The organism is Microbacterium sp. LWH13-1.2, from assembly GCF_038397735.1.
Lineage (GTDB): Bacteria > Actinomycetota > Actinomycetes > Actinomycetales > Microbacteriaceae > Microbacterium.
Genome location: NZ_CP151635.1, coordinates 897,825 through 920,122, shown reverse-complemented (window position 1 = coordinate 920,122; position 22,298 = coordinate 897,825). Strand labels below are relative to the sequence as shown.

22 protein-coding genes are annotated in these 22,298 nt (G+C 68.0%); 10 read left to right on the top strand and 12 right to left on the bottom strand.

Features of this window, described 5'->3' with window-relative positions:
* The first annotated feature begins 19 nt into the window (after window positions 1-19).
* Window positions 20-775, top strand: a complete 756-nt coding sequence (locus MRBLWH13_RS04160; protein ID WP_341957047.1) for an aquaporin — start codon at window positions 20-22, stop codon at window positions 773-775.
* Between the two features lie 26 nt (window positions 776-801).
* Here MRBLWH13_RS04160 and MRBLWH13_RS04155 read toward each other — a convergent pair whose 3' ends face one another.
* Complete coding sequence (locus MRBLWH13_RS04155; RefSeq protein ID WP_341958212.1) at window positions 802-1,794, bottom strand: stage II sporulation protein M; 993 nt, start codon at window positions 1,792-1,794, stop codon at window positions 802-804.
* Between the two features lie 16 nt (window positions 1,795-1,810).
* On the opposite strand from MRBLWH13_RS04155, the gene MRBLWH13_RS04150 reads away from it, so the two are divergent.
* Window positions 1,811-2,620 (top strand): RDD family protein, encoded by an 810-nt coding sequence (locus MRBLWH13_RS04150; RefSeq protein ID WP_341957046.1) that lies wholly within the window; start codon window positions 1,811-1,813, stop codon window positions 2,618-2,620.
* Between the two features lie 30 nt (window positions 2,621-2,650).
* On the opposite strand, the gene MRBLWH13_RS04145 is transcribed toward MRBLWH13_RS04150, so the two are convergent.
* The 4 genes from MRBLWH13_RS04145 to MRBLWH13_RS04130 form a co-directional block, all read right to left on the bottom strand.
* Window positions 2,651-3,865: an ABC transporter permease gene (locus MRBLWH13_RS04145; protein WP_341957045.1), complete on the bottom strand. Its 1,215-nt coding sequence runs from the start codon at window positions 3,863-3,865 to the stop codon at window positions 2,651-2,653.
* Window positions 3,862-4,650, bottom strand: coding sequence for an ABC transporter ATP-binding protein (locus tag MRBLWH13_RS04140; protein ID WP_341957044.1), 789 nt, complete (start codon window positions 4,648-4,650; stop codon window positions 3,862-3,864). Before MRBLWH13_RS04140 ends, MRBLWH13_RS04145 begins: the two co-directional genes overlap by 4 nt.
* A complete protein-coding gene (locus tag MRBLWH13_RS04135) occupies window positions 4,647-5,606 on the bottom strand; it encodes an efflux RND transporter periplasmic adaptor subunit (protein WP_341957043.1) in 960 nt (319 codons plus the stop codon). Before MRBLWH13_RS04135 ends, MRBLWH13_RS04140 begins: the two co-directional genes overlap by 4 nt.
* An 82-nt stretch (window positions 5,607-5,688) precedes the next feature.
* A complete protein-coding gene (locus MRBLWH13_RS04130; protein WP_311243201.1) occupies window positions 5,689-5,895 on the bottom strand; it encodes a DUF3499 family protein in 207 nt (68 codons plus the stop codon).
* A 165-nt stretch (window positions 5,896-6,060) separates the two neighbouring features.
* On the opposite strand from MRBLWH13_RS04130, the gene MRBLWH13_RS04125 reads away from it, so the two are divergent.
* Entirely contained in the window at window positions 6,061-6,402 is a 342-nt protein-coding gene (locus MRBLWH13_RS04125) for a metallopeptidase family protein (protein WP_056308476.1), read from the top strand.
* 38 nt (window positions 6,403-6,440) lie between these two features.
* On the opposite strand, the gene MRBLWH13_RS04120 is transcribed toward MRBLWH13_RS04125, so the two are convergent.
* The 4 genes from MRBLWH13_RS04120 to manA all read right to left on the bottom strand — a co-directional run bounded on the left by MRBLWH13_RS04120 (window position 6,441) and on the right by manA (window position 12,654).
* A complete protein-coding gene (locus MRBLWH13_RS04120) occupies window positions 6,441-7,823 on the bottom strand; it encodes a DUF5719 family protein (RefSeq protein ID WP_341957042.1) in 1,383 nt (460 codons plus the stop codon).
* The gene (locus MRBLWH13_RS04115) at window positions 7,820-10,891 is read right to left on the bottom strand and encodes a glycosyltransferase (protein ID WP_341957041.1); all 3,072 of its coding nucleotides are present in this window, start codon (window positions 10,889-10,891) and stop codon (window positions 7,820-7,822) included. The genes MRBLWH13_RS04120 and MRBLWH13_RS04115 overlap by 4 nt, the downstream gene beginning before the upstream one ends.
* 147 nt (window positions 10,892-11,038) lie before the next feature.
* On the bottom strand, window positions 11,039-11,356 hold the full coding sequence (locus MRBLWH13_RS04110; RefSeq protein ID WP_341957040.1) for a WhiB family transcriptional regulator: 318 nt from the start codon (window positions 11,354-11,356) through the stop codon (window positions 11,039-11,041).
* A gap of 161 nt (window positions 11,357-11,517) precedes the next feature.
* Window positions 11,518-12,654 (bottom strand): mannose-6-phosphate isomerase, class I, encoded by a 1,137-nt coding sequence (gene manA / locus MRBLWH13_RS04105; RefSeq protein WP_341957039.1) that lies wholly within the window; start codon window positions 12,652-12,654, stop codon window positions 11,518-11,520.
* 87 nt (window positions 12,655-12,741) lie between these two features.
* Here manA and MRBLWH13_RS04100 point away from each other — a divergent pair, with 87 nt between their 5' ends.
* The 4 genes from MRBLWH13_RS04100 to MRBLWH13_RS04085 all read left to right on the top strand — a co-directional run bounded on the left by MRBLWH13_RS04100 (window position 12,742) and on the right by MRBLWH13_RS04085 (window position 17,075).
* Window positions 12,742-14,157, top strand: a complete 1,416-nt coding sequence (locus tag MRBLWH13_RS04100; protein WP_341957038.1) for an O-antigen ligase family protein — start codon at window positions 12,742-12,744, stop codon at window positions 14,155-14,157.
* Window positions 14,154-15,452 (top strand): O-antigen ligase family protein, encoded by a 1,299-nt coding sequence (locus MRBLWH13_RS04095; protein ID WP_341957037.1) that lies wholly within the window; start codon window positions 14,154-14,156, stop codon window positions 15,450-15,452. The genes MRBLWH13_RS04100 and MRBLWH13_RS04095 overlap by 4 nt, the downstream gene beginning before the upstream one ends.
* Before the next feature lie 100 nt (window positions 15,453-15,552).
* Entirely contained in the window at window positions 15,553-16,509 is a 957-nt protein-coding gene (locus MRBLWH13_RS04090; protein ID WP_341957036.1) for a glycosyltransferase family 2 protein, read from the top strand.
* A gap of 5 nt (window positions 16,510-16,514) precedes the next feature.
* On the top strand, window positions 16,515-17,075 hold the full coding sequence (locus MRBLWH13_RS04085) for a hypothetical protein (protein ID WP_341957035.1): 561 nt from the start codon (window positions 16,515-16,517) through the stop codon (window positions 17,073-17,075).
* Window positions 17,076-17,094: 19 nt separating this feature from the next.
* Here the strand turns inward: MRBLWH13_RS04085 and MRBLWH13_RS04080 are convergent, their stop codons facing one another.
* From MRBLWH13_RS04080 to glf, 3 genes are read right to left on the bottom strand one after another with little or no spacing between them, the layout of a single operon-like run.
* Window positions 17,095-17,832: an ABC transporter ATP-binding protein gene (locus MRBLWH13_RS04080; RefSeq protein WP_341957034.1), complete on the bottom strand. Its 738-nt coding sequence runs from the start codon at window positions 17,830-17,832 to the stop codon at window positions 17,095-17,097.
* Window positions 17,832-18,650, bottom strand: a complete 819-nt coding sequence (locus tag MRBLWH13_RS04075; protein ID WP_341957033.1) for an ABC transporter permease — start codon at window positions 18,648-18,650, stop codon at window positions 17,832-17,834. Before MRBLWH13_RS04075 ends, MRBLWH13_RS04080 begins: the two co-directional genes overlap by 1 nt.
* 10 nt (window positions 18,651-18,660) lie before the next feature.
* A complete protein-coding gene (gene glf / locus MRBLWH13_RS04070) occupies window positions 18,661-19,797 on the bottom strand; it encodes a UDP-galactopyranose mutase (RefSeq protein ID WP_341957032.1) in 1,137 nt (378 codons plus the stop codon).
* 142 nt (window positions 19,798-19,939) lie between these two features.
* Between glf and MRBLWH13_RS04065 the strand changes: the two genes are divergently transcribed.
* From MRBLWH13_RS04065 to MRBLWH13_RS04055, 3 genes are read left to right on the top strand one after another with little or no spacing between them, the layout of a single operon-like run.
* On the top strand, window positions 19,940-20,674 hold the full coding sequence (locus MRBLWH13_RS04065; protein ID WP_341957031.1) for a glycosyltransferase family 2 protein: 735 nt from the start codon (window positions 19,940-19,942) through the stop codon (window positions 20,672-20,674).
* Entirely contained in the window at window positions 20,671-21,045 is a 375-nt protein-coding gene (locus tag MRBLWH13_RS04060) for a DUF2304 domain-containing protein (protein WP_341957030.1), read from the top strand. Before MRBLWH13_RS04065 ends, MRBLWH13_RS04060 begins: the two co-directional genes overlap by 4 nt.
* Window positions 21,032-22,264 carry a hypothetical protein gene (locus MRBLWH13_RS04055; RefSeq protein ID WP_341957029.1) on the top strand — a complete coding sequence of 411 codons (1,233 nt, stop codon included), beginning with the start codon at window positions 21,032-21,034 and terminating at the stop codon, window positions 22,262-22,264. Before MRBLWH13_RS04060 ends, MRBLWH13_RS04055 begins: the two co-directional genes overlap by 14 nt.
* Window positions 22,265-22,298 lie beyond the last annotated feature (34 nt).

The following is a 22,298-nucleotide window of genomic DNA, read 5'->3' as shown; positions in this document are numbered from 1 at the left end:
GAGCAGACGAACCTCCACGATGACGGTCCGACTGACCGCCGAGGCGTTCGGATCCTCCGCACTCGTCCTCGCCATCGTGGGAGCCGCGATGTTCGCGGCCCGCTTCGGTGCAGGTACCGAGACGGGCGATCAAGGCATCGGATTCGTCGGCATCGCACTCGCGGCGGGTTTCGCTCTCACCGCCGCGTTCTATGCGTTCGGACCGATCTCCGGGGGGCATTTCAACCCCGCGGTGACCATCGGGGTCGCCGCGGCCGGTCGGATGCCGTGGCGCGAGGTCCCCGCATACATCGTCGCCCAGTGCGTCGGAGGCCTGATCGCCTCGACCCTGGTATTCCTGATCGGCCTGTTCGGTCCCGACGGCTGGCTCGAGGCGCAACGCGTCGAGGGATTCGCCAGCAACGGTTTCGCCGCCGCCTCTCCCGCGGGGTTCGGCCTCGGCGCCGCGATCATCGTCGAGGCGCTCTTCGCCGCGGTGCTCGTCCTCGTGATCCTCGGGGTGACGCACCCGGTGCGCGGCACCCCCTTCGGCGGTGTCGTCGCGGGCCTCACTCTCGCGGTCATCCACCTGGTGATCCTGCCGATCGACTACGCCTCGGTGAACCCCGCCCGATCCATCGCCACTGCCTTGTACGGGAACACGGAGGCGCTCACCCAGCTGTGGGTGTTCATCGTCTTCCCCGTCGTCGGTGCGCTGCTCGCAGGGTTCGCGTATCGAGGGCTGTTCGACGTACCGGACCGCAGCAGCGCGAGCGCGGCTGACCGAGCCCGCTGACGGGAAAGAAGTCGGACGAACCCCGGTCAACCCGCCAGGAGTCGCGGCGTCCCCGCTTCGTACTCGACGAGATCTCCGGTCTCGCCTCGGCGGTATGCACGTCCGCCGATCACGAGCATGTAGATCAGGAAGGCGGCGAGCGCCGCCACTCCGATGCCGATCTTGACGGGCCAGGGCAGCGCCCAGCCGGTGACGAATCCCTCGATCAGTCCGGAGACGAACAGCGCGAAGACGAGTCCGATCGCAACGGTCGCGAGCGACCGGCCCTCCGCTGCGAGGGACTCACCGCGTGACCGGTTGCCCGGCGCGACCCACGACCAGAACAGGTGCAGCCCTCCTGCGGCGGCGACGAAGATCGACGTCATCTCGAGAAGACCGTGGGGAAGGATGTAGAGGATCATGACGTCGGCCTGGTCGTGTGCGGTCATCACCGCAGCCGATACGCCCAGTCCCATCGCGTTCTGCACCAGCACGTTGATCGGCCAGAGCCCCGTGATGCCGAACAGCACGCACTGCAGCGCGATCCAGGCGTTGTTCCACCAGACCATCCCCATGAACACCGCGGCGGGGTTCTCGGTGTAGTAGCCGGTGAAGCTCTCGTCGGCGTACTGCTCGAGCGCATCCGGTGGCCCGAGGGTCGCGAGCAGCGCCGGATCCAACGAGATCCAGGCGGCGGTCCCGACGACGATCGCGATGAACGAGACGGCGATGATGAGAGTCGTCCAGCGCAGACGGTAGAGCGCGGCGGGAAGCTGCCGGGAGAAGAAGCGCGCCGTCTGGGTGAGGATGCTGTCGGATGCGCCCGTCAGACGCAGCCGCGCTCGCACGAGGATGGTCGACAGGTACGCTCCCTGCGGCGATTCACCGACCGAGGTCTTGAGCTCGGCGAGATCCGCGGATGCCGCGCGGTAGCGGACGATCATCTCGTCGACTCCCTCGCCGTCGAGCCGGGCGCGACTCAACTGCTCCAACCGCTCCCACTCGGCGCGGCGTGCATCTGTCAGCGCATCGGCATCCACCTGATTTACTGTACTCATGTCTGCCCCGCTCGATACATCCGACGAGGTGCTCTCCGGTGAAGCCGTGGCGATCGACGTGCAGCCGATCGGTTTCATACTTCGAGCCGCTGGCGCGATCATCGATCTTCTGGTCGGTTTCGCCGTCTTCCTCCTGACGCTGTTCCTGCGGCTCTGGTTGCTGGACCTCGGCGTTCTCGACGAGGCGACCGACACGATCGCGACGATCGCATCGATCGTCGTCAGCTTCGTCGTGCTCCCGATCACGATGGAGGTCGCACTCAAGGGGCGAAGCCTCGGCAAGCTCGCGGTCGGCGGACGCATCGTTCGCATCGATGGAGGGGCGACCGGCTTCCGCCATGCGTTCATCCGCGCCCTCCTCGGGGTGCTGGAGATCTATATGACGCTCGGCAGCGTCGCGGTGCTCGCCGGCGCATTCAGCGCCCGCTCCCAGCGCCTCGGCGATATGGTCGCCGGCACGTACAGTCAGCGCGTGCGGGCTCCGAAGCTGATCCCGCAGGTCCCCGTCCTCCCGCCTATGCTCGCGGGCTGGGCTCAGATCGCGGACGTCGCCCGCCTGCCTGATCGTCTCGCCCGCCGGATCTCGCAGTTCCTGCAGAGCGCACCGCGAATGGTGCCCGCAGCCCGCGCGCGGGTCGCGCAGGATCTCCTCACCGAGGCTTCTCCCTTCGTATCGCCGATGCCCGCGGCGGCGCCCGAGGTCGTGCTGGTCGGGATCACGGTCCTGCGCCGCGAGCGGGAACGCCGAGCGCTGCAGAACGCCGATCGTCGCGCGGAGAAGCTCACGGGGCGGCGCGTCGGGGTCTGATCCCCTCCCGTCGGGGCCACCCTGTGCCTGTCAGAACCGGATCGCGTCGATGACCTTCACCCGCAGCGCGACGAGCGCCGGGATGAATCCCGAGACCGCGCCCACGATGATCGACGCCGCGAGACCGACGAACGCGGCCCGCATCGGGAACGGCGGGATGTCCTGGATGCCGTAGAACAGCGAGGTCACCACCCACTCCGAACGCAGCACGGCGACGACGATCGCGATGCCGACGAGCCCGGCGACGGTGGTCGCGACGAGGCTCTCGAGGAAGACAGAGAAGAAGACTCGACCGGATGTCGCCCCGAACGCGCGCCGGACACCGATCTCACGCACCCGCTGGCGCATCGCCACCAGCTGGATATTGATCAGGCTCAGAGCGCCCAGCGCGAGGATGACTGCGGCGATGCCGCCCGTGACCATCTCGAACGTCGCCTGCGCGTCGAGGGCTCCCGGCTGCGCCGCCCAATCGGAACGGCTCACCGAGACTGTCTGGCCCTCCGGCAGCCCTGCCCGAAGGTCCATCGCGAGCACGGGGGCGACGGCATCGACCTCCGTCTGCCCGAGCCACACCTCGTATTGCGGCCATGCTCCTTCCGGGAGGGCATCGACCCGAGCGCGATACGCGTCGTAGAGGATGTCGACGCGTAGTTCCTCGTCGCCGAAACCCTGTCGCGGCACGACGCCGACGACCTGATAGGTGCCGCCAGCCGCTCCTGAGAGAGTGAGGGTCGGATGCTGTGCGACCGGCACCCGACCGATCCGATCCCAGAGCGCCTCCGTGATCACGACCGGCGGCGCGAGGGCTTCGACATCGTCATCGCGCAGCCAGCGGCCTTCCAACAGCTGCTCCCGGTGGATCTGGGAGTACAGCGGATCGATCAGGCGCGCGTTGACGTCGACGATGCCGTCCGGCAGCTGAACGGGAACGGCCATCCCTTGCGCGATGCGCGCGGTGTGGCTGAATCCGAAGCGTTCCGCGACCCGTGTGAACCGCTCGTCGAAGGCGTCGACGTCGACGGGCAGACCGTCGGCGGTGCTCATGCCGATGACGAGCGTCGCCGCACGTCCGCCCCATCGGTCCGATTGCTCTGCCTGGAACTGCCTCTGGTACTCCGAGAGTGCGACGACTCCCGTGAGCGCTGCCACCGAGACCGCGATGCCGATCAGACTGAGCAGCACCCGCAGCTTGTGCACCCGGATCTCCGCCCACGCGTCGGAGAGCGCGCCGAGGATCCCGGTCATGATGAGGCCTCCCGGCGCGTCGCCGGCACCGAAGCCGACGGTACCGCCGCCAGACCCGACGGCACGGATGCCGCCAGTGTCGACGCTTCAAAGGCGCGGCTGAGGTCGGCGGTCTCGAGCACGCCGGCATCGAGACGATAGTGTCTGCGTGCGCGGGCGGCGACATGCAGGTCGTGGGTGATCGTCACGAGCGCCGCGTCCGTCTCGGTCGCGACCTCGTCGAGAAGCGACATGACGGTTGCCCCCGTGTCGATGTCGAGGGCACCGGTAGGCTCATCGGCGAGGATCAGCACAGGGCGACGCACGAGCGCTCTGGCGATCGCCACACGCTGCTGCTCGCCGCCGGAGAGCCGGTCGGCGACCTGCTCGATGCGGTGACCGAGGCCGACCCGCTCCAGCATGTCGGCCGCGATCTGTCGTCGATTCCAGAAGAGTCGCCCCTTGGCATGACCGAGCGGCATCATGACGTTGTCGAGCGCGGTGCGCCCGGGGAGCAGGTTGAACTGCTGGAACACGAAACCGACGTTGTCGCCGCGCAGGCGATCCAGCCGTCCCGAGCGCATGCGTCGCACCTCTCGGCCTTCGAAGGAGACGGAACCGCTCGTGGGAGCATCGAGCATCCCGAGGATGTTCAGCAGCGTCGACTTTCCGGAGCCCGACCGGCCGACGATCGAGACGTGATCACCGGCACGCACCTCGAGCGTGATGCCCCGGAGGATCTCCAGCTCCGAGTCGTTGGGCAGCCGCACACTCTTGGTCACGTCGGCCAGAGCGACGAGCGTCACCAGCTCGTCCCGCTGTCGCACTGCTCGACGCCCGGTGCGACCTCGTAGCAGAACTCCTCCACCGGAGCGACGAAGCCGGGCACGAACTGCCTGATCGACTCGCCCTCTTCGAGCCCGGAGACGACCTCGACCATGGTGCCGTCGTTGACTCCGAGGGTCACCGGCCGCTCCTCGGGCTCACTTCCGTCACCCGCATCCACCCAGACGTTCCCCGTGCCCGCACCGCCCTGAACCGCGGTGACCGGAACGACGAGTGCGTCGTCGACCTGACCGAGCGCGAGGTCCATCGTCGCGGGGAGCCCGGCGAACACGACCTGAGCGGCCGGGACCGCGCAGCGCACACTCGCGGTGCCCTCCTGGCTCACCTGCACACGCACCCCGGTGCACGTGAACGGCGCAGGCCCCCCGGTGATGCTCACGGATGCCTCGGCGGGCGCGTTCACCAGACGGTACAGCTGCGCGGGCTCCACCGTCGCGAGCAGGTGGTAACGCGCAGGGGTGAGTGTGTAGCTCTCGGTCCCTGCCGAGGTGACCTGGCCCTTCACGAGGGCGATCTCCGATATGTCGCCTGCCTCGGCCGCGACGATGTCGATGTCCTTCTTCGGCTCGTCCTGCCTGATCGTGAAGAGCTTCTGTCCGGCGGCGACGGACGCCCCCTCCGCGACGTGGACCGCGAGGACGGTTCCTGCGATCTCGTTGCGCACGGGGAACGAATCATCTCGCGCGACGTTGCCGCTCAGTGTGAGCGCGTTCACCACGGAGCCGCGCTCGACCGGAACGACCGGATCGCTGATCGACGACTCCGGGCTGACCGTCGCCTCGGTGCGGTCGGGGAAGAACGCGATCTTCACCAGTGCCGCTGCGCATGCCCCGAAAACGAGCACGAGAAGAAGAGGGAAGATCCAGCGTCGCCAGACGATCACGGCTGCCTTTCCGGCCGCGCCGCCTTGGCGCATCCGCGGTCAGCGTAGCCGGGATGCCGAAGGGACACCGGCCCGGTCGGCGGCGTGTCCCGAGCGCTGTTCCGGTCGGATCGGTTCAGGCGCGCAGCGCCTCATGCCGCACCACGAGCCAACCGGCGGGTACCGACAGGCGATCCGCGTGCTGCGCGCAGAGATCGTGCGCGTGCGGATGATTCGCCAGGCCGAGTGGGCCCAGGGCAGCCATCTGATCGCCGTAGTCGTAGGTGAGCGTCGCCACGGCTTCTCGCGCGCAGCCGACCTTCGAGCAGAGTCTTGCGTCCATTCCCGCCAGGTTACGGGCCCCTTCCCGCGAGGGAAGGACGCCGCGCCGCCCGGGCCCGCAGACTCGGCCTAGACTTTCGCTATGCCTCGTCGTCCCCGCACCTCCGCCGCTCCGCGTCGCGGTGCTCGACACGGGCGTCATGGCCGTCTGGGACGCAGCGAGGTCGTGCGTCCTCCCCTGGCGCCGCTCGACGGTCGTATCGACCGGTTCGACCTCACCGTGGGCACGGCCGTGGAGTTCCTCCGAGGAACCTGGCCGGAACTGCAGGAGGTGCGGTTCGAGATCGGCGCGATGCCGGCGTTCGAGGCGACGGATGAGGTTCCGCGGTGGCACCTCGATCACGAGAAGCAGCGAATCGTGCTCTTCCGTCTCCCGATCGAGCGGCTGCTCCCGCCTGGGCACGACGACGGCGCCCACCGACGGATGGCCATCGAGAGCGCCGTGTTCCGGGCCGCTGCTGAGTACGTCGGACGCGAGCCCTGGGATCTCGGCGGCCACGACCACTGAGGTCGCAGAGCCAGAGCCGCCTCCGCCCGACCCTCGCGTCAGGGATAGACGGTGATGCTCTGCTGGGCTCCCGCCGAAGGCCACACCGGCCAGACCGCGAGCGCCCCGGTGGCCGTCATCGCCACGGACGCGTGCACAGGACCCGACGTCGACAGGGCGTACACGGTGCGTTCCTTCACCGGCACCGCCGCCGACGATCCCGCGGGAACCGTCACGTCAATGGGCTCTCCGCCGTCGACGGCGGTCAGCTGCACGGTGGAATCCGAGTCCTCGCTGTTCACGAGCACGACCTGGGGCGACGGACCGGCCGGGATCGACATATAGACGTCGTCCTCGACCTCCGGTGCCGGCAACGCCCAGGCGAAGTCTGTCTGCGGACCCGCACCGTCCTGCTGCCGCACGGCTGCCAGCACGGGAGCATCGGACTCGACCCGCGCGGTGTACTCTCCCGGCGCGAGAGTCGAGAGCGAGAGCTCGGTCGGCACGTCGGCGGTGAGCGGAACGGTGAGTTCTGCAGCGGTCGCGGCAGAACCGAGCTTGCTGAGGGTCACGACCGCCTCGGCATCCACATCCGGCGAGAGCAACCGCACGACCGCCATGTCGGAGTTGTCGCCCTCGTTCTCGAACACCTGGATTCCCGGGATCACGGGATTGCGCTGCGGTGCCGCCACCGCATCCTGCAGGTCGACACCTGCGGGGTCGAGCGTCCGAGTGAGCGACGACTGCAGCACGGCCCGCACCGGCGAACCGGTGGCGGTCACCTGGACGACCGGATAATCGGACCCGACGGCGATCGATGTCAGGGGAAGCGCGATCTGAGACTCGGCGGGAACGATCACGGTGCTCGATGCACGGACCGACCCGAAGACGCCGAGAGTCACAGTCGAGGGCACGACACCGGGGTTGGTGAGGACGATGAGATCCTCCGTGCCTGTGGCCACAGTGCCGCCGACGAGCCAGGACTCGAGCCCGGCAGGCCGACACGGCGCGGCGGCGAGCCCGAACAGGTCGTCCTCGGCGAGCGTGACCGATTCGGTCGCGCCGAGCAGCGGTGCCACGCGGCCGTCGACCGCTCCGACCAGACGCTGGGCTGAACCGCCGTCGGCGAGGTCCTTCGCGGACAGCGGACTCGACTCCGGACGCCCGGACGACCCCTCCGCGGTCAGGCGCAGCTGAGCTGCGGAGACCATCTCGAGCGATTTCGAGGGGGTGCGCCCGATGGCGCGGAAGTCGCCGTTGCAGACGAGCACCGTGTCACCGGGAAGGGGCGTGACGTCGGCCTGGGCGGGTTCGTGTGTGACGGTGGGCCAGGGCGCGGTGACCGCGACCACGGCGCCGATGACGCATGCTGCAGCGACGACGGCGCCGGTCAGGACCCGAGCGCCGGTGGCGGCCACCCGGAATGCACGGTTGGTGCTCATCGTCGCGCCTCCTCGTCGTGGTGGGATCCCTCGTCGGGGTCCCCCTCTGATCCATCCGCGGCGGGTTCCGCAGCGGGCGCGTCCTCTGCGGACTCTCCGTCGGCAGCGCCCGCCGCACCGGCCGGTTCGGCGGGCGCGGCGGAGTGGGCGGCATCCCCAGCCTCATCCGGTTCGGACGGACTCTCCGGCACCGCGGCCGCGACCACGGGCGAATCATGCTCGTCGTGATCCTCCGGGTGTCTGGGCAGCACGAGCGGCTCTTCCGCCGCGCGCCCGACGATGCGCGACTTGGCGCGGGCAGCGCGTCGAGACGCACGGGTCGGGACCGACAGCAGGAGCGCGGCGAACACGAGGACCAGCTGAAGCGTGATCACGAGTCGAGCGGTCGCCTCCTGCCCGGCGGAGAGCGGAGCACGGGGTGAGGCGTCCGCCTCGAGCCGGTACAGCACGCCGCGATCGGTGGTACCCGCCTGGACGAAGCCTGCACGCTGATCGAGAGACGTCACCGCGACGGTACGCAGCGTGCGCGCGCGATCCGACTCGTCGTCGGACACCTTCGCCAGGAGGACGTAGGAGATGCCCTGCTCCCCGAGTTCCGCCGCGGCGTCGAAGTCGCGCGCGGAGAGAAGGTCGACCGCGAGGGTGGTGAGGTCCGTGCCTCGCAGCTCAGTCGCCGTCGACAGGATGGTCGTTTGAGCGCTCAACGTCTCGCTTCCACCCCAGGCCACCTCGGTCGCGAGGCCGCCGTCGTTCTGCGGCGTGAGCACGAGCGTGCCGACGGGCCGATCCGCACCAGCCTGCGCGGCGACGTACGCGGGCAGAGTCGAGGCGGGACCGTCGCGGAGCGCCGAGGAATCCGAGTGGAACGCGGCGAGCGACGGAACCGCGCACACCGCGATCGCGAGCCCCGCGACGGCGGCACTCAGAACGCGCAGACGAGGGATCGTGAGCGCAGTGTCGAGGGTCACGAGCGCCGCCCCCGTCACGCCGATCCACGCAAGGCTCAACCCGGCGCCCGGCCAGATGGCGACCGGCACTCCCTGCGCGAAGGAGACGGTGACGCCCACGGCGAGGAATGCGGTGGCGAGGCCGGAGAGGGCGACGACGAGGAGGGTGATGCCGGCGCGCCAGCGAGGCGCGACCGCAGACACGAGAGCCAGCAGTGCGAGTGGCGCGAGCAGCAGGGCGACCCAGGGTGCCATCTCCGGCCCGAGCCACGATGCCCAGCCCCAGCCGGCCATGTCCCCTGTGGGGAAGCCCGTGGCCAGCGCGAGCCGACCTGCGGCATCCGCTGTCGCCTGGGGACCGGCCCAGATGGACCCGGGGTCGGCGAGCACGGCGACGAGGCTGCCGTGACGCAGCTGCCAGAGCACGAGAGGTGCGAAGAGAGCGACGGCGGGCACCGGTACCCAGAGCAGGCGGATCGCTCCGCGGATGCGCGCACCGGCGAGGGTGATGCCTAGTGCGACGACCCACAGCAGCAGGAGCGCAGGCGCGAGTGAGGGGGCGCAGGCGGTCACGGCGGCGAACAGGAGCGATGCTGCACCGGCCGCGCCCCACGAGCGATGCGCCACGACGGCAGCGTGGAAGAGCCATGGGAGGAGCAGGTGCACCAGCACACCCGTGGGACGACCGTCGACCAGGGCGGTGAGGAAGGTGGGGGCCAGCGCCCAGACGATTCCGGCGAAGATGCGGAGACCCGCGCGGTCCGTCACTCTCGTGGCCGCGAACCATCCGCCGAGCACGGCGAGCGGAAGCGCGAGCACCCAGAGGAGCACGAGAGAGAACGAGGGGGCTCCCGGCCACAGCGATCCGAGAACGGCGATCACCGCGGCGAAGGGATCGGCAGGGCCGACCACTCCGGCGCCGAGGCCGCGCAGCCCCCAGGCCGCGTCACTCCACAGCGCTTCGACGGTCGCACGCAGAGGCAGGAGCGCGCCCCCACCCAGGACAGGCCACGCGAGGATGGTGGTGAACGTGGCGATGCTCACCACGAGTGCTGCGAGCACGGCCCAGGCACCGCCACCCGAGAAGAACCGGAGCTCGCTGACGGCTCCGCCCTCACTGCCGTGCCCGTCGTCGAGGCGCCGCCGCAGATCGGAGCTGCTCACTCGGAGCGGCGCGATGCTCGACCAGCTGGAGGTGCGGAACGCGCGGATGCTGCCCCGCGAGCGGGCGATCGCCGCGAAACGGAACATCGCAGTCACAGCGGCGCCCCATTCCGGGGCGACCGCCTCCGGGCGCTTGCCCACGAGGTGCGTCACCGATCGCCAGAGCGCGAGCGGAAGAAGTGTGAGCCAGTGCAGCGGCACGGCGACGGCGGGTGCGTAGGCGAGGCGACGATGCAGCTGGGCGAGCCTCGTCGCGAACGCGCGCTTGCTGCGACCGTGCGGCAGCGTGCCGGGGCCGCCCGGCGAGACCGAGACCCGAGCCGACGGCGCGAGCACGACGCGTCCACCACCGAGTCGCGCACGGACGCCGAGATCCAGTCCCTGATCAGCTCCGGCGAGTGCCGGGTCGGGTCGCAGCGCATCGCGCACCTCGCCGCGGATCAGCATTCCGCGGATGTCCGCGCCGAGCGCGTCATCCGTGCCGTCATGCTGACCCTGATCGAGTTCGCCGGCGGCCAGTTCGACCGTTCGTCCGAGGGTTGTCATGCTCACGCCCAACGAGACGATCTCCCGCTCGTTGTCGGTCTGCACGAGTTTGGGAGCGACGATCGCTGCGGACGGCGAGCGTTCGAGCGTTCCGACGAGTCTTTCGAGTGCGCGCTCGTGCGGCGCCGTATCGTGGGCGAGCAGCCAGACCGCACTCCCCTCGAGGATGCGGGGTCGGGCGAGCTCCACCGCGTCGGCGAAGGATGTGCCGCTGCGGGCCTGGATGATCCCCTCGACCGCGGCCGCCACCGCCTCGCTCTCACGCGCCGATGTGGCATCGCCGCACACCACCAGGGTGATCGCCGCCGCCGGTGTGGTCTGGGAGCGCAGAGCGTCCAGTGTGCGGAGCAGCTGCGCGCGGGCGGAGGAACCGGGGCGCGCGACGATGATTGCATGAACTCGGGCTGGCATGACCTGGTCAGCCTATGCGCGCCGCGGTATTCCGCGGACCAGCGGCCCCGGCGTGGCCGCGAAGCCATGAGCGACGGCACAGTCCGCCGGAGACGGCAACGGCGCCGCATCTTGACCGTGGTCAGGATGCGGCGCCGATGAAGATCGTCAGCTTGCGCGGCGCTTGAGCTTGCGGCGCTCGCGCTCCGACAGCCCGCCCCAGATTCCGAAACGCTCGTCGTTGTTGAGCGCGTACTCGAGGCATTCACCGCGGACATCGCACGAGGTGCAGATGCGCTTGGCGTCGCGGGTCGAGCCGCCCTTCTCCGGGAAGAAGGCCTCGGGGTCGGTCTGCGAGCAGAGAGCGTCGCTCTGCCAGGCGAGAGCGTTCTCTTCGTCGACCTCGGCCTTCCGGACCCCGGGAACACCGAGGTTGATCGGATCGACGAACCAGTTCTCCGGTACGTCTGAACGGTAACCCGTCATCTCGCTCTCCAACCCCTGTATTCCGCCCCCTCGGCGGGCCGTGCTCAACTAATTACACCCGTGTCATTCCCATCGGTCAAGTCGCGGATCGTAAACCCTCAATCAGGTCTTGAAGGTTCTTGAGCCTCGTACGGCGTGTCGTGTCGGCATCCGGCACCCGCTCAGCTGGTGGCTGCACCCGGAGACGCGATGAACGCCTCCCCCTGCCCCGAGAGGGCCAACCGACCCTCGTCGGGCGTCGCGAAAGCCGTCGTCCCGATCGGGACGACGAGCGACTCGCCGTCATGCCCGCGGACCTCCACTCGACCGGCCGTGACGAGCACCATGGTGGGCCCGCTGACATCGACCGACACCTCGTCGCCCTTCAGAGCGACGCGACTCAGCGCGAAGTCCGCCACGGGCACCGGGTATTCGGTGATCGCGCCGACCTCCGCCGGGCGCAGCACCGGCACCTCGCCGGTCGTCGTGTCGAGGATCGAGAGCAGTTCGGGCACATCGATCCGCTTCGGAGTCAGCCCGCCGCGCAGCACGTTGTCGCTCGCCGCCATGATCTCGACGCCGAGGCCCGAGATGTAGGCGTGCAGAAGACCCGCGCGGAGGAAGACCCCCTCGCCGCGACGGAGCACCACGTGGTTCATGAGCAGAGCGACCACCACGCCGGGGTCGCCCGGGTAGGTGTCCGCGATCGCCGCGACCGCCTCCAGGGTGGTGCCCCACTCCCCCGAATCCGTGCCGACCGCCGCACGCACCGCGGCGACGACGTCGTCGACCACGGGCTGCGCCTCGCCGGACAGCAGCCAGCCGATCGTGTCGCGAAGCACGTCTCCGCCGGCATCGAGTCGAGAGGACAGCTCGACGACGCCCGCGCTCTCCCCCAGAGCGGACAGCAGGCGCCGGGTGCCGGCGAGAGGACGCAGTCCGCTCAGGGACTCGAAGCGCTCACTCAGCGCGACGATCAACTCGGGCTTGTGGTTGTCGTCGCGATAGTTGCGCTTCGGGTCGTCGGCGCCGAGCTGGGCCTCTCGCGCCCATCCGGCCCTGGCCTGCTCGATGGTCGGGTGCACCTGGATCGACAGCGGAGAGGCGGCAGCAAGCAGCTTGAGCAGGTAGGGCAGCGATCCGCCTGTGACGGCGTCCAGCGTCCCGCCGCTCCGCACGTCCGCCGGATCCCCCGGGTGGTCTCCGAACCAGACCTCGGCTTCTGGGCCGCCTGCGGGAGCGCGACCTTCGAGGTCGGCGAGGAGCGTCGGGGATCCCCAGGCGTAGTCGCGGGGCACGTTGGAGAGACTGAGCAGCATGCCACCAGAGTATTGGCACCGGAACCCGCCGTGCCACGAGCGCGACGCTCAGGTGCTCTGCGAGCTGCGCGCTGTAGCCTGAACGCGATGGCGCACTACACGAAGCATCCGGTGGCCGCCCCGCCCACCGCGCCCGAGCGCGAGTCGACGGGGCATCTTCTGCTGCGCGGATACATCATCCTCGTCCTGTTCGTGACGTTCGCGCACTCGGCGGTGTACAACCTGCTGGGAGAGATCGGCGCAGCGATCACGCTGGTCGTGTTCCTGCTCGCCACGCTCGGCATCGGCGTCCCGATGATCGCCCGCAGACGCCCGCACCCCTTCGCCTGGCGGCGTCTGCCCTGGGCTGCGACGGCGTACACCGTCGTCGCGCTGCTCTCGGTCACCTGGTCGCAGTGGCCCGGGGCCACGATCATCACCTGGGTGCTGCTGGCGACAGTGACTGTGAACGCGCTGTTCATCGTGCACGTCCTCACCTGGCACGAGATCGTTCGGGCCCTCGCTTCGGCGTTCAAGTGGATCCTCGGCCTGTCGCTCGCGATCGAGCTGTGGGTGGCTCTCGTCGTGCACGGACCGATCCTGCCGAACTTCTTCGTGCGCCCCGAGGGAGAGACGAACGCGCACTGGTACTGGGTGCGTGGCAACCTGCTCGACGGCGGCCGCATCCAGGGCATCGTAGGCAACTCCAACCTGCTCGCGATCATCTGCCTGTTCGCGATCCTCACCTTCGGAGTGCTGTTCGCTGCACGCACGCGCTGGCGGACGACGCTCGCGCTCTGGGCCCTGCTCGCCGCGTACTTCCTGCTCAGGGCCGGGTCCGCCACTGCATACGCCTGTGCGGCCGCGGCGGGAGTCGTGCTCGTCGTCGCCCTGCTGATGCGCCGAACGAAGACGCCCGGCGGACGCACCAGGCTCTACGTGCTCTTCATCGGCGGCGCCGCGGTCATCGGCACCGCTGCATGGCTGCTGCGCGAGCCGCTGTTCGCTCTGCTCGGTCGCAGTGCGGATCTGACGGGCCGCTCCGACAAGATCTGGGAGAAGGTCCTCGAGCGCGCGGCCCAGCATCCGCTCTTCGGCAATGGTTTCTCGAGCCCCTGGGTGCCGTTCGACCCCGCGTTCGCCGGGTGGATCGAAGACCACGGGATCACGGTGTTCCACGCGCACAACATGTGGCTCGACGTGCTGATGCAGCTGGGCGTGCTCGGACTGGTTCTGGTCGCACTCGCCTACCTCGGCCTGCTGTGGCGCTCCTGGTTCTTCGCCATCGACCGGCCGCGGTGGGATCTGCAATCCGACCGCCCGTACTCGGCTGTCACCCTGCTGCCGAGCCTCTTCACCGTCGTCCTGCTCGTGCAGGGACTCACGGAGTCGACGCCCATCATGCTGTGGGGTTGGATGCTGCTCGTGCTGCTGTCGTTCAAGATCAAGGCCGTACCGCTCGTCGGGGTCGGCGAGCGCGAGCGAGTGATCGAGCGCGGCGAGAGAAGTCGGCGGGTTCCGTGACCTTCGGACGCCGTGTGACGGATCTGCTCGGCTCGGCCGAGTTCGCTCGGGCCTACACGGTCGCCGTGCTGACGGCGGTCTTCGCGGCCTTCACGATAGAGCGCGCGGCGTCGCCGGTGACGCTCGCCACCGTCATCGGCGTGCTCTGCGCGCTCGGCGCCTGCATCCTGTGGGTGCGACGCGAAGAGCTCTCCCTGCTCCGGATCGCGCCGTCGTCGCTGCTGGCATTCCTCGTCTGGGCGGCCGTCAGCGTCCTGTGGTCGACCGACAGGTCTGACACCGCACTCGGATGGATGGAGCTTTTCGGCTTCGCGTTCCTCGCCATCACGGTGGGACACATCCGCGACACGCTGCAGACCGTTCGGGCGCTCGGCGACACGCTGCGACTGCTCCTGATCGTCTCTCTCGCCCTCGAGATCCTCTCGGGTGTGCTGCTGGACACCCCGTTCACCTTCCTCGGGATCCAGGGGCAGCTGGCGGTCGGCGGGCCCGTGCAGGGCCTCTTCGGCAGCCGCAACATGCTCGGCTTCGTCACCGTGATCGCGCTGATCACGTTCGTCGTCGAGTGGCGGTCGCAGTCCCTGACCGCACGCATCGCGATCCCGTCGATCGCGTTGGCTGGCCTCCTCGCCTTCTTCTCCTCCTCTCCCATGGTGCTCGTCCTCGCTGCGGCCGTCGGCGTCGTCGCCGTGGCGCTCACGATCGTGCGACATGCACCCGCCGAACGAAGGACGCTCGTGCAATGGGTGCTCGGTGTGCTCGTCGCGCTGGCGCTGGCCGCGGCATTCGCTCTTCGGCACGTCATCATCGCGCTGCTCGATGCGGGGTCCGACTTCTCGTCCAGAGCGACCCTGTGGAACACGATCCTCGACTTCGTCGCCCTCAAGCCGGTCGAGGGGTGGGGCTGGTTCGGATCCTGGGCACGCGGAGAGTATCCGTTCACCTACATCAACTTCCTGCTCGACGACCACCATCAGAGCGCGCTCAACGCGTACTTCGACGTGATGCTGCAGCTGGGCGCAGCAGGACTCGTGCTCTTCCTGTTGTTCGGCGGCATCGCCACCATCCGCTCCTGGCTCGTCGCGAGCGTGCGGCGCTCCGTCGTGTACGCATGGACGCCTCTGATGCTGGTCACGCTCGCCGTGGAGTCGATGTTCGAGAGCTTCACCCTGGTCGGCGCCGGGTGGTTCATGCTGGTGCTGTGCGCCCTGCGCGCGGGCCAGACACGGTCGTGGCGAGAGAGCATCGACGCGGCGCACACGGGCGCGATCCCGACGCTGCGCCCTCAGGCCTGAGCGCACCGACGCGCCCTCGGGGGTTTCCGCAGGTCTTCCGGGTAGTGTGGGATCTGCTCGCGGCGCCCTGCGGGCACCCAGCCACCGGAGAAATCACCTCGTGACACACGCCCCCTTCGACCCGGCGTCCGCGACGATCGTCATCGTCACCTTCAACCGATCGCACCTGCTGACCGGTCTGCTCGAGAGCATCACCGCGATGGAGCCGAAGCCCGGCCACGTCGTGATCATCGACAACGCCTCGTCCGACGACACCACCGACGTCGTGGAGTCGTTCCACCCGCGCCTGGGCACCGAGCTCGTCTACCGTCGACTCGAGACCAACACCGGCGGATCCGGCGGCTTCAGCGAGGGGATGCGCACGGCCTACGAGATCGGATCCGAGTGGATCTGGATGATGGACGACGACGTGGAGGTCGTCCCCGACGGTCTCGCGAAGATGGGCAAGTGGGCTCCTCGCTTCAAGAGCATCCAGGGACGCCGCTACGACTACGACGGCAGCGAGTTCTACTGGCAGTACCGGATCGCCGAGCGCATGGGAATCCCGATCCCCTTCGCTCCCTCGGGGTTCGACGCCTCGGGCTACAAGGAGATGAACAGCGGATGCTTCGAGGGCATGTTCATCCACCGCTCGATCGTGACGCAGATCGGCCTGCCCGACCACCGCTTCTTCATCTACTGGGACGACCAGATGTACGGGTGGCTCGCCTCCCGTAAGACCACGGCGGTGATCGTCGATGAGTTCGTTCTGCGGCGCACCCGCGAGATCAAGCAGTGGGACATGGGCATCCGCCACATGAACGCGTCGAGCAACGCCTACCGCTTCTACATCATGCGCAACCGTGCGTACATCAAGCAGTACTACCGCATCCACGACAACTACAACCCGGTGCTCTTCGGTCTCGGAACGTCGATGACGTTCGCGAAGGAGCTCATCCGCCTGCTGTTCGTCGAGCGGACGGTGCGGGGAACGAGCAATCTGTTCCGTGGGCTCAAGGAGGGCGGCAAGCTCGGCCGCGACCGCTCCTGGAAGCCGATGCCCGCACTGGAGGAATGACCGGCATGACCGACGAACAGCAGCCTGATGCCCGCTGGGCCCCGATGGAACCCCAGCAGAGCAACCGCGGTCGCATCGCGCTCATCGTGACACTCATCGTTGCCGGCCTCGTCGTCGTCGGCGTGCTGCTGTTCTTCCTCCTGCCTCGGGGCGAGTCCCCGGAGCCCGGTGCCGGCGGATCACCGTCACCATCAGAGAGCATGCCTGGCGATCCGACCGATCCGCCGGTGACCACCGCACCCGAGCCGGTGGATCCCTCCATCGACACGTTCCGCGACCAGGTCGGCTTCTGGCTGGAGGACGCCGAGCGCGGCCTCGACATCGCCGCAGCCAACAGCGGCCCGGATGCCGTGCAGGTCGTCGAGACGCTGCAGGAGGACGCACAGCGTCTTTCCGACATTCTGCCGCCGTCGTCGATCGCGACGGAGTGGAGTGACGGAGTGGCCGACTACGCCCAGAAGCTCGCCGATCTGAAGACCGCAGCGAGCGAGGGATCCGACACGACGAGCGCGGTCGATGCGGCACGCACCTCGCTGCACGTGCTGACCGACCTCGTCGCAGCCTGATGCATCGCTGCCGCCGGGCTCAGCCGGCGTTGTAGTCCTTGTTGTAGCGGTCGAGCACCTCGGCGATCGGCGCATCGAGCACGAGGGTGCCCTTGTCGAGGTAGAGGCCGCGCGTGCAGAAACGGCGGAGATCGCGCTCGTTGTGGCTGACGAAGAACAGCGTGCGCCCCTCGGCGAGCAGCTCGTCGATGCGCTTGTAGCACTTCTCGCGGAAGGCCTTGTCTCCCACTGCGAGAACCTCGTCGACGAGCAGGATCGGCTCGTCGAGCTGCGAGACGACGGAGAACGCGAGCCGCACCTTCATGCCGTTCGAGAGGTGCTTGTAGGGAGTGTCCTCGAAACCGGCGAGCTCGGCGAACTCGATGATGTCGTCGTATCGACGCGAGACCTCGTCGCGCGACATGCCGTGAAGGCCGGCCGTCAGTCGTACGTTCTCTCGTACCGTCAGATCGCCGACGAAACCGCCGGTGATCTCGATCAGCGGGGCGACTCCCCCGTTCACCGTCACCGTCCCCTCGTCGGACAGCAGGACCTTCGCGACGAGACGCAGCAGCGTGGACTTGCCCTGGCCGTTGCGACCGACCACGCCGATCGACTCCCCCTGCTGCACGGTGAACGAGACGTCGCGCAGCGCCCAGAACTCACCCGGGCGCGAGCGCCGGGATGCTCCGGCGAACAGATCCTTGAAGCTGCGTCGTCCGCGGCGGTTGCGGCGGAAGTGGACCCCGAGCCCCTTCACCTCTATGGCGTTCGACATCACAGCTCCTTCAGCACGGGTCGCTCCAGCGAGCGGAACGTCCAGATCCCGAGGGCCAGGATCACGAGAGTCATGCCGATGCTGATCAGCAGGGTGAAGAGGTTCCACTGATCGGGGAAGAAGGGCATGCGGTAGAGCATGAAGATCCCGGCGAGCGGGTTGAAGGCTCCGAGGGTCTGGAACATCCCCGGCAGATCCGTGACGTTGTAGATGATCGGGGTTGCGTAGAACATCGCTCGCAGGATCAGAGCGGTCGTCCGCTCCAGGTCGACGTAGAGGACGCACAGCGGCGCGACGAGTAGACCGAGTCCCACGAGCAGGACGGTCTGAAGGATCATCGCGACCGGCATCCAGAGGATGCCCCACCCGACCTGGACGGTGTTCGCCGGGTTCTGCTCGACGAGCAGGTTGATGATGACGAACGCGGCCAGCACCGGCAGGGAGAACAGATACTCCATGCCCTTGCTGAGAACGATGCGGTTCACCCAGATCGAACGAGGGATGGCCGTGGAGCGGACCAGCCGGGAGTCCTTCTTGAAGGCTCTCGTGAAGTCCGACACCGAGGAGTTGAACCACACCCACGGCAGGAGCGCGCTGATGAGGAACACGATGTACGGCTCCTCGCCGACATCACGATGGAAGATCTGCGTGAAGACGAACCAGTAGATCGCGCTCATCACGAGCGGATCCAGCACCGACCACAGGTATCCGAGGAAGCTCGTCGAGTACCGCACCTTGAGGTCTCGGGCCGACAGCAGCCACAGGGAATGCAGATAGCGCCGGGGCGTCCCGGGCGCCCCGACAGCAGCGTGACTCATAGGGTCGAGTCTACGAGAGCGTGTTGTTCCACAGCGACAGCGCCGAGCCGATCGCCATGTGCATGTCGAGGTACTGATACGTGCCGAGGCGTCCGCCGAAATGCACGTCCTTCTCGCCCTTCGCGAGTTCGCGGTACGCCAGCAGCCCGTCACGGTCAGTCGGGGTGTTCACCGGGTAGTACGGCTCGTCGTCGCGGCCCGCGAACCGCGAGAACTCGCGCATGATGACGGTCTTGTCGGACTCGTAGACGTCCTTGCGCTCCGGGTGGAAGTGCTTGAACTCGTGGATCCGCGTGTAGGGCACGTCCATGTCGGGATAGTTCATCACGGTCGTGCCCTGGAAGTCCCCGATGTTCAGGACCTCCTGCTCGAAGTCGAGCGTCCGCCAGCTGAGCGCGCCCTCCGCGTAGTCGAAGTACCGGTCGACGGGGCCCGTGTAGACGACGGGCACCTGGCCGACGGTCGCCTTCTTGCTGAGCGGCTGCGCCTCGTCGAAGTAGTCGACGTTCAGCTTCACCTCGATGTTGGGGTGGTCCGCCATCCGCTCGAGCCACGCGGTGTAGCCGTCGGTCGGCAGGCCCTCCCACGTGTCGTTGAAGTAGCGGTTGTCGTAGGTGTAGCGGACGGGCAGGCGGCTGACGATGTCGCCGGACAGCTTCTGCGGGTCGGTCTGCCACTGCTTGGCTGTGTAGTCGCGGAAGAAGGCCTCGAACAGCGGGCGTCCGACGAGCGCGATGCCCTTCTCCTCGAAGTTCGCCGCCGTCTTCACGTCGAACTCCCCCGCCTGCTCGCGCACGAGGGCTCGCGCCTGATCGGGCGTGTACGCCGACTGGAAGAACTGGTTGATGGTGCCGAGGGTGACCGGCATCGGGAACACGGTGCCCTTGTGCGTCGTGTAGACGCGGTGCACGTAGTTCGTGAACGTGGTGAAACGGTTGACGTACTCCCACACGGTGGCGTTCGAGGTGTGGAAGAGATGCGCGCCGTAACGGTGCACCTCGATGCCCGTCTCGGGCTCCGCCTCGCTGTACGCGTTGCCGCCGATGTGATGACGACGGTCGATGACCGTGACCTTGCGGCCGGCGTTCGCGGCCCGTTCTGCGATGGTCAGGCCGAAGAAGCCCGAACCCACGACGAGGAGATCCATGTTTGAGACTTTCTGTTGGCCGACGCGCATCACAGTGTTCTGACGCGCACCCGGCGCGACGACACTCGAAGAGACCTTACCCGGGGTCGGCTGTCCAACGTGCGAGAGGATATCGGACTCTCCCGCTAAGATCGGTGTCACTATGCCACAACAGCTGGAGCCCACGCTCATCATCGTTCCGGCCTGGAATGAGGCCAAGAACGTCGGCAACACCGTCCGCGAGATCCTCGCGGTGGACGAGGGTTACGACGTCCTCGTGATCGACGACGGCTCCACCGACGGCACTGCAGCGGAGGCGCGCCTGGCCGGCGCACGCGTCATCGTGCTGCCCTTCAACATGGGCGTCGGCGGCGCGATGCGGACGGGGTTCAGCTATGCCCAACGGCATGGATACGCACGAGCGATCCAGGTCGACGCCGACGGACAGCACAACCCCAATGAGATCTCTGCCGTGCTCGGCGGGTTGGACATCGCTGACATCTCCATCGGCGCACGATTCGCCGAGGTCGGGGACTACAAAGTCCGCGGTCCGCGCCGATGGGCGATGACCATGCTCGCCGGAGTGCTCTCGCATGTCGGACGCACTCGACTCACCGACGTCACATCCGGGTTTCGCGCGGCGAACCGTCGGGCGATCGATCAGTACGTGCACTACTACCCCGCCGAGTACCTCGGGGACACCATCGATTCTCTGGTCAGTGCACTCCACGCAGGCCTCACCGTGACCCAGGTGCCTGTAGCGATGCGGCCGCGTGCCCACGGTCGCCCCAGCCAGAATCCGCTGGGCGCCGCCATCTATCTGCTTCGCGCGACCTTCGCGCTTTCGCTCGCGCTGATGCGTGGACGCCGTCGACTCGCCTCGGAGGTCTCATCGTGATCGTCGCCGTAGGCATCATCTTCGCGCTGGTGGTCATGGTGCTCATCGTCTCCCTGCTGCTGCGCCGGCAGCTGCGAGAGAAGTACGCCGTGCTGTGGCTGCTCGTCGGTGTCGCCATCCTCGTGCTCGCTCTGTTCCCCGGGCTGCTCGTCGGCTTGGCCGATGTGCTCGGCGTGGAGATACCGTCCAACCTGATCTTCTCGTTGGCCATCTTCCTGCTCGTCGGTGTCACGCTGCACCTGTCATGGGAGTTGTCCCAGGCGGAGGACGAAGTTCGCCGTGTGGCAGAAGAAGTCGCGATCCTGCGCACGGATGTCGAAGAGATCCGCGCTGCGCAGGCGCAGGCCGACGTCACCGATGACGAAGACTGAATCCACCGCCGGAGGACTGCGGTGGATCCTCTTCGCGACTGTGATCGCGGGGATCCTCGGCTACGTCATCCAGCTCCTCGCACCGGTTCTCCTTGAGCAGGAGGCGTCGTACGTCACCTTCTCGGTCCTCTGGTCTGCTGTCTACCTCTGCGTCTCGGCCATGTCCGGCGTCCAGCAGGAGGTGACGCGTGCGGCGCGCCCCTCTACCGCGCATGCTCCGAACACCGTGCTGCGCACGTTCACGATCGCCGCAGCGGGCGTCATCATGGTCGTGGGCATCGTCCTCGGATTCACGCTCGCGTCATCCGTGCTCCCGGGGTCCGCCTGGGCGCTCGCCGCCGCTCTGTGCATCGCCCTCGCCGGCTATCTCCTGATCGCCGTGCTGAGCGGGGTGATGTACGGCCTCAGTCTCTGGCGCGCCGTCGCGATGCTGACCATCCTCGACGCTGTGATTCGCGCCATCGCACTGACCGTCGCCTTCGCATTGCAGCTGCCGAGCGTCGTCATTGCCTTCGGGATAGCGTTCCCGTTCGGCCTCACCGCGGCAGTCGTCTGGATCGCTGTTCGTCGTCACGTCGTCGGCAAGTTCGCGCTGGACGTCACCTTCCCGGCCCTCGCGAGGAATGTGACGAGCACGGTGGGTGCCGCGATCTGCATGGGAGCGATGATCAGCGGTCTGCCGCTGCTCATCGGTTTGACGGGAAGTTCCGAACAGGCGTCGGCGATCGGAGCGGTGATCCTGGCGATCACGCTCTCTCGCGCGCCGATCGTGATCCCTGTCATAGCTCTCCAGAGCTTCCTCATATCGGCCGTGTTCCGAGAGCGGGCGGGAATCGATCGGAAGACCGTGGCTCGGTTGCTGCTGATCGCCAGCGGGATCATCTCCGTCCTGGCGGTTCTGGCGGCATTCATCGGCCCGCCGATCATCGTGCTCGTCTCGGCCGGCAAATTCCAGATCGACTCCATGATGATGGCGGTCATTGTCCTCAGTGCCGGACTGGTGGCGATGATGTGCGTCACCGGTCCCGCTCTCGTCGCCGCGCGGCGGCACACCGTCAATCTGATCGGCTGGGTTCTGGCGGCGGTGCTCACCGTCGCCTGTCTGCTCGTTCCTCTCGAGCTCCATCTGAAGGTCGGGATCGCGCTGATCCTGCCCGTGGTGGTGGGACTCGCCGTGCACCTCTTCACCCTCCTCGGTCGCGGCGTCAGCACCGACTAGACCCTCACCGCCACGCCCACATCAGCCACAGTCG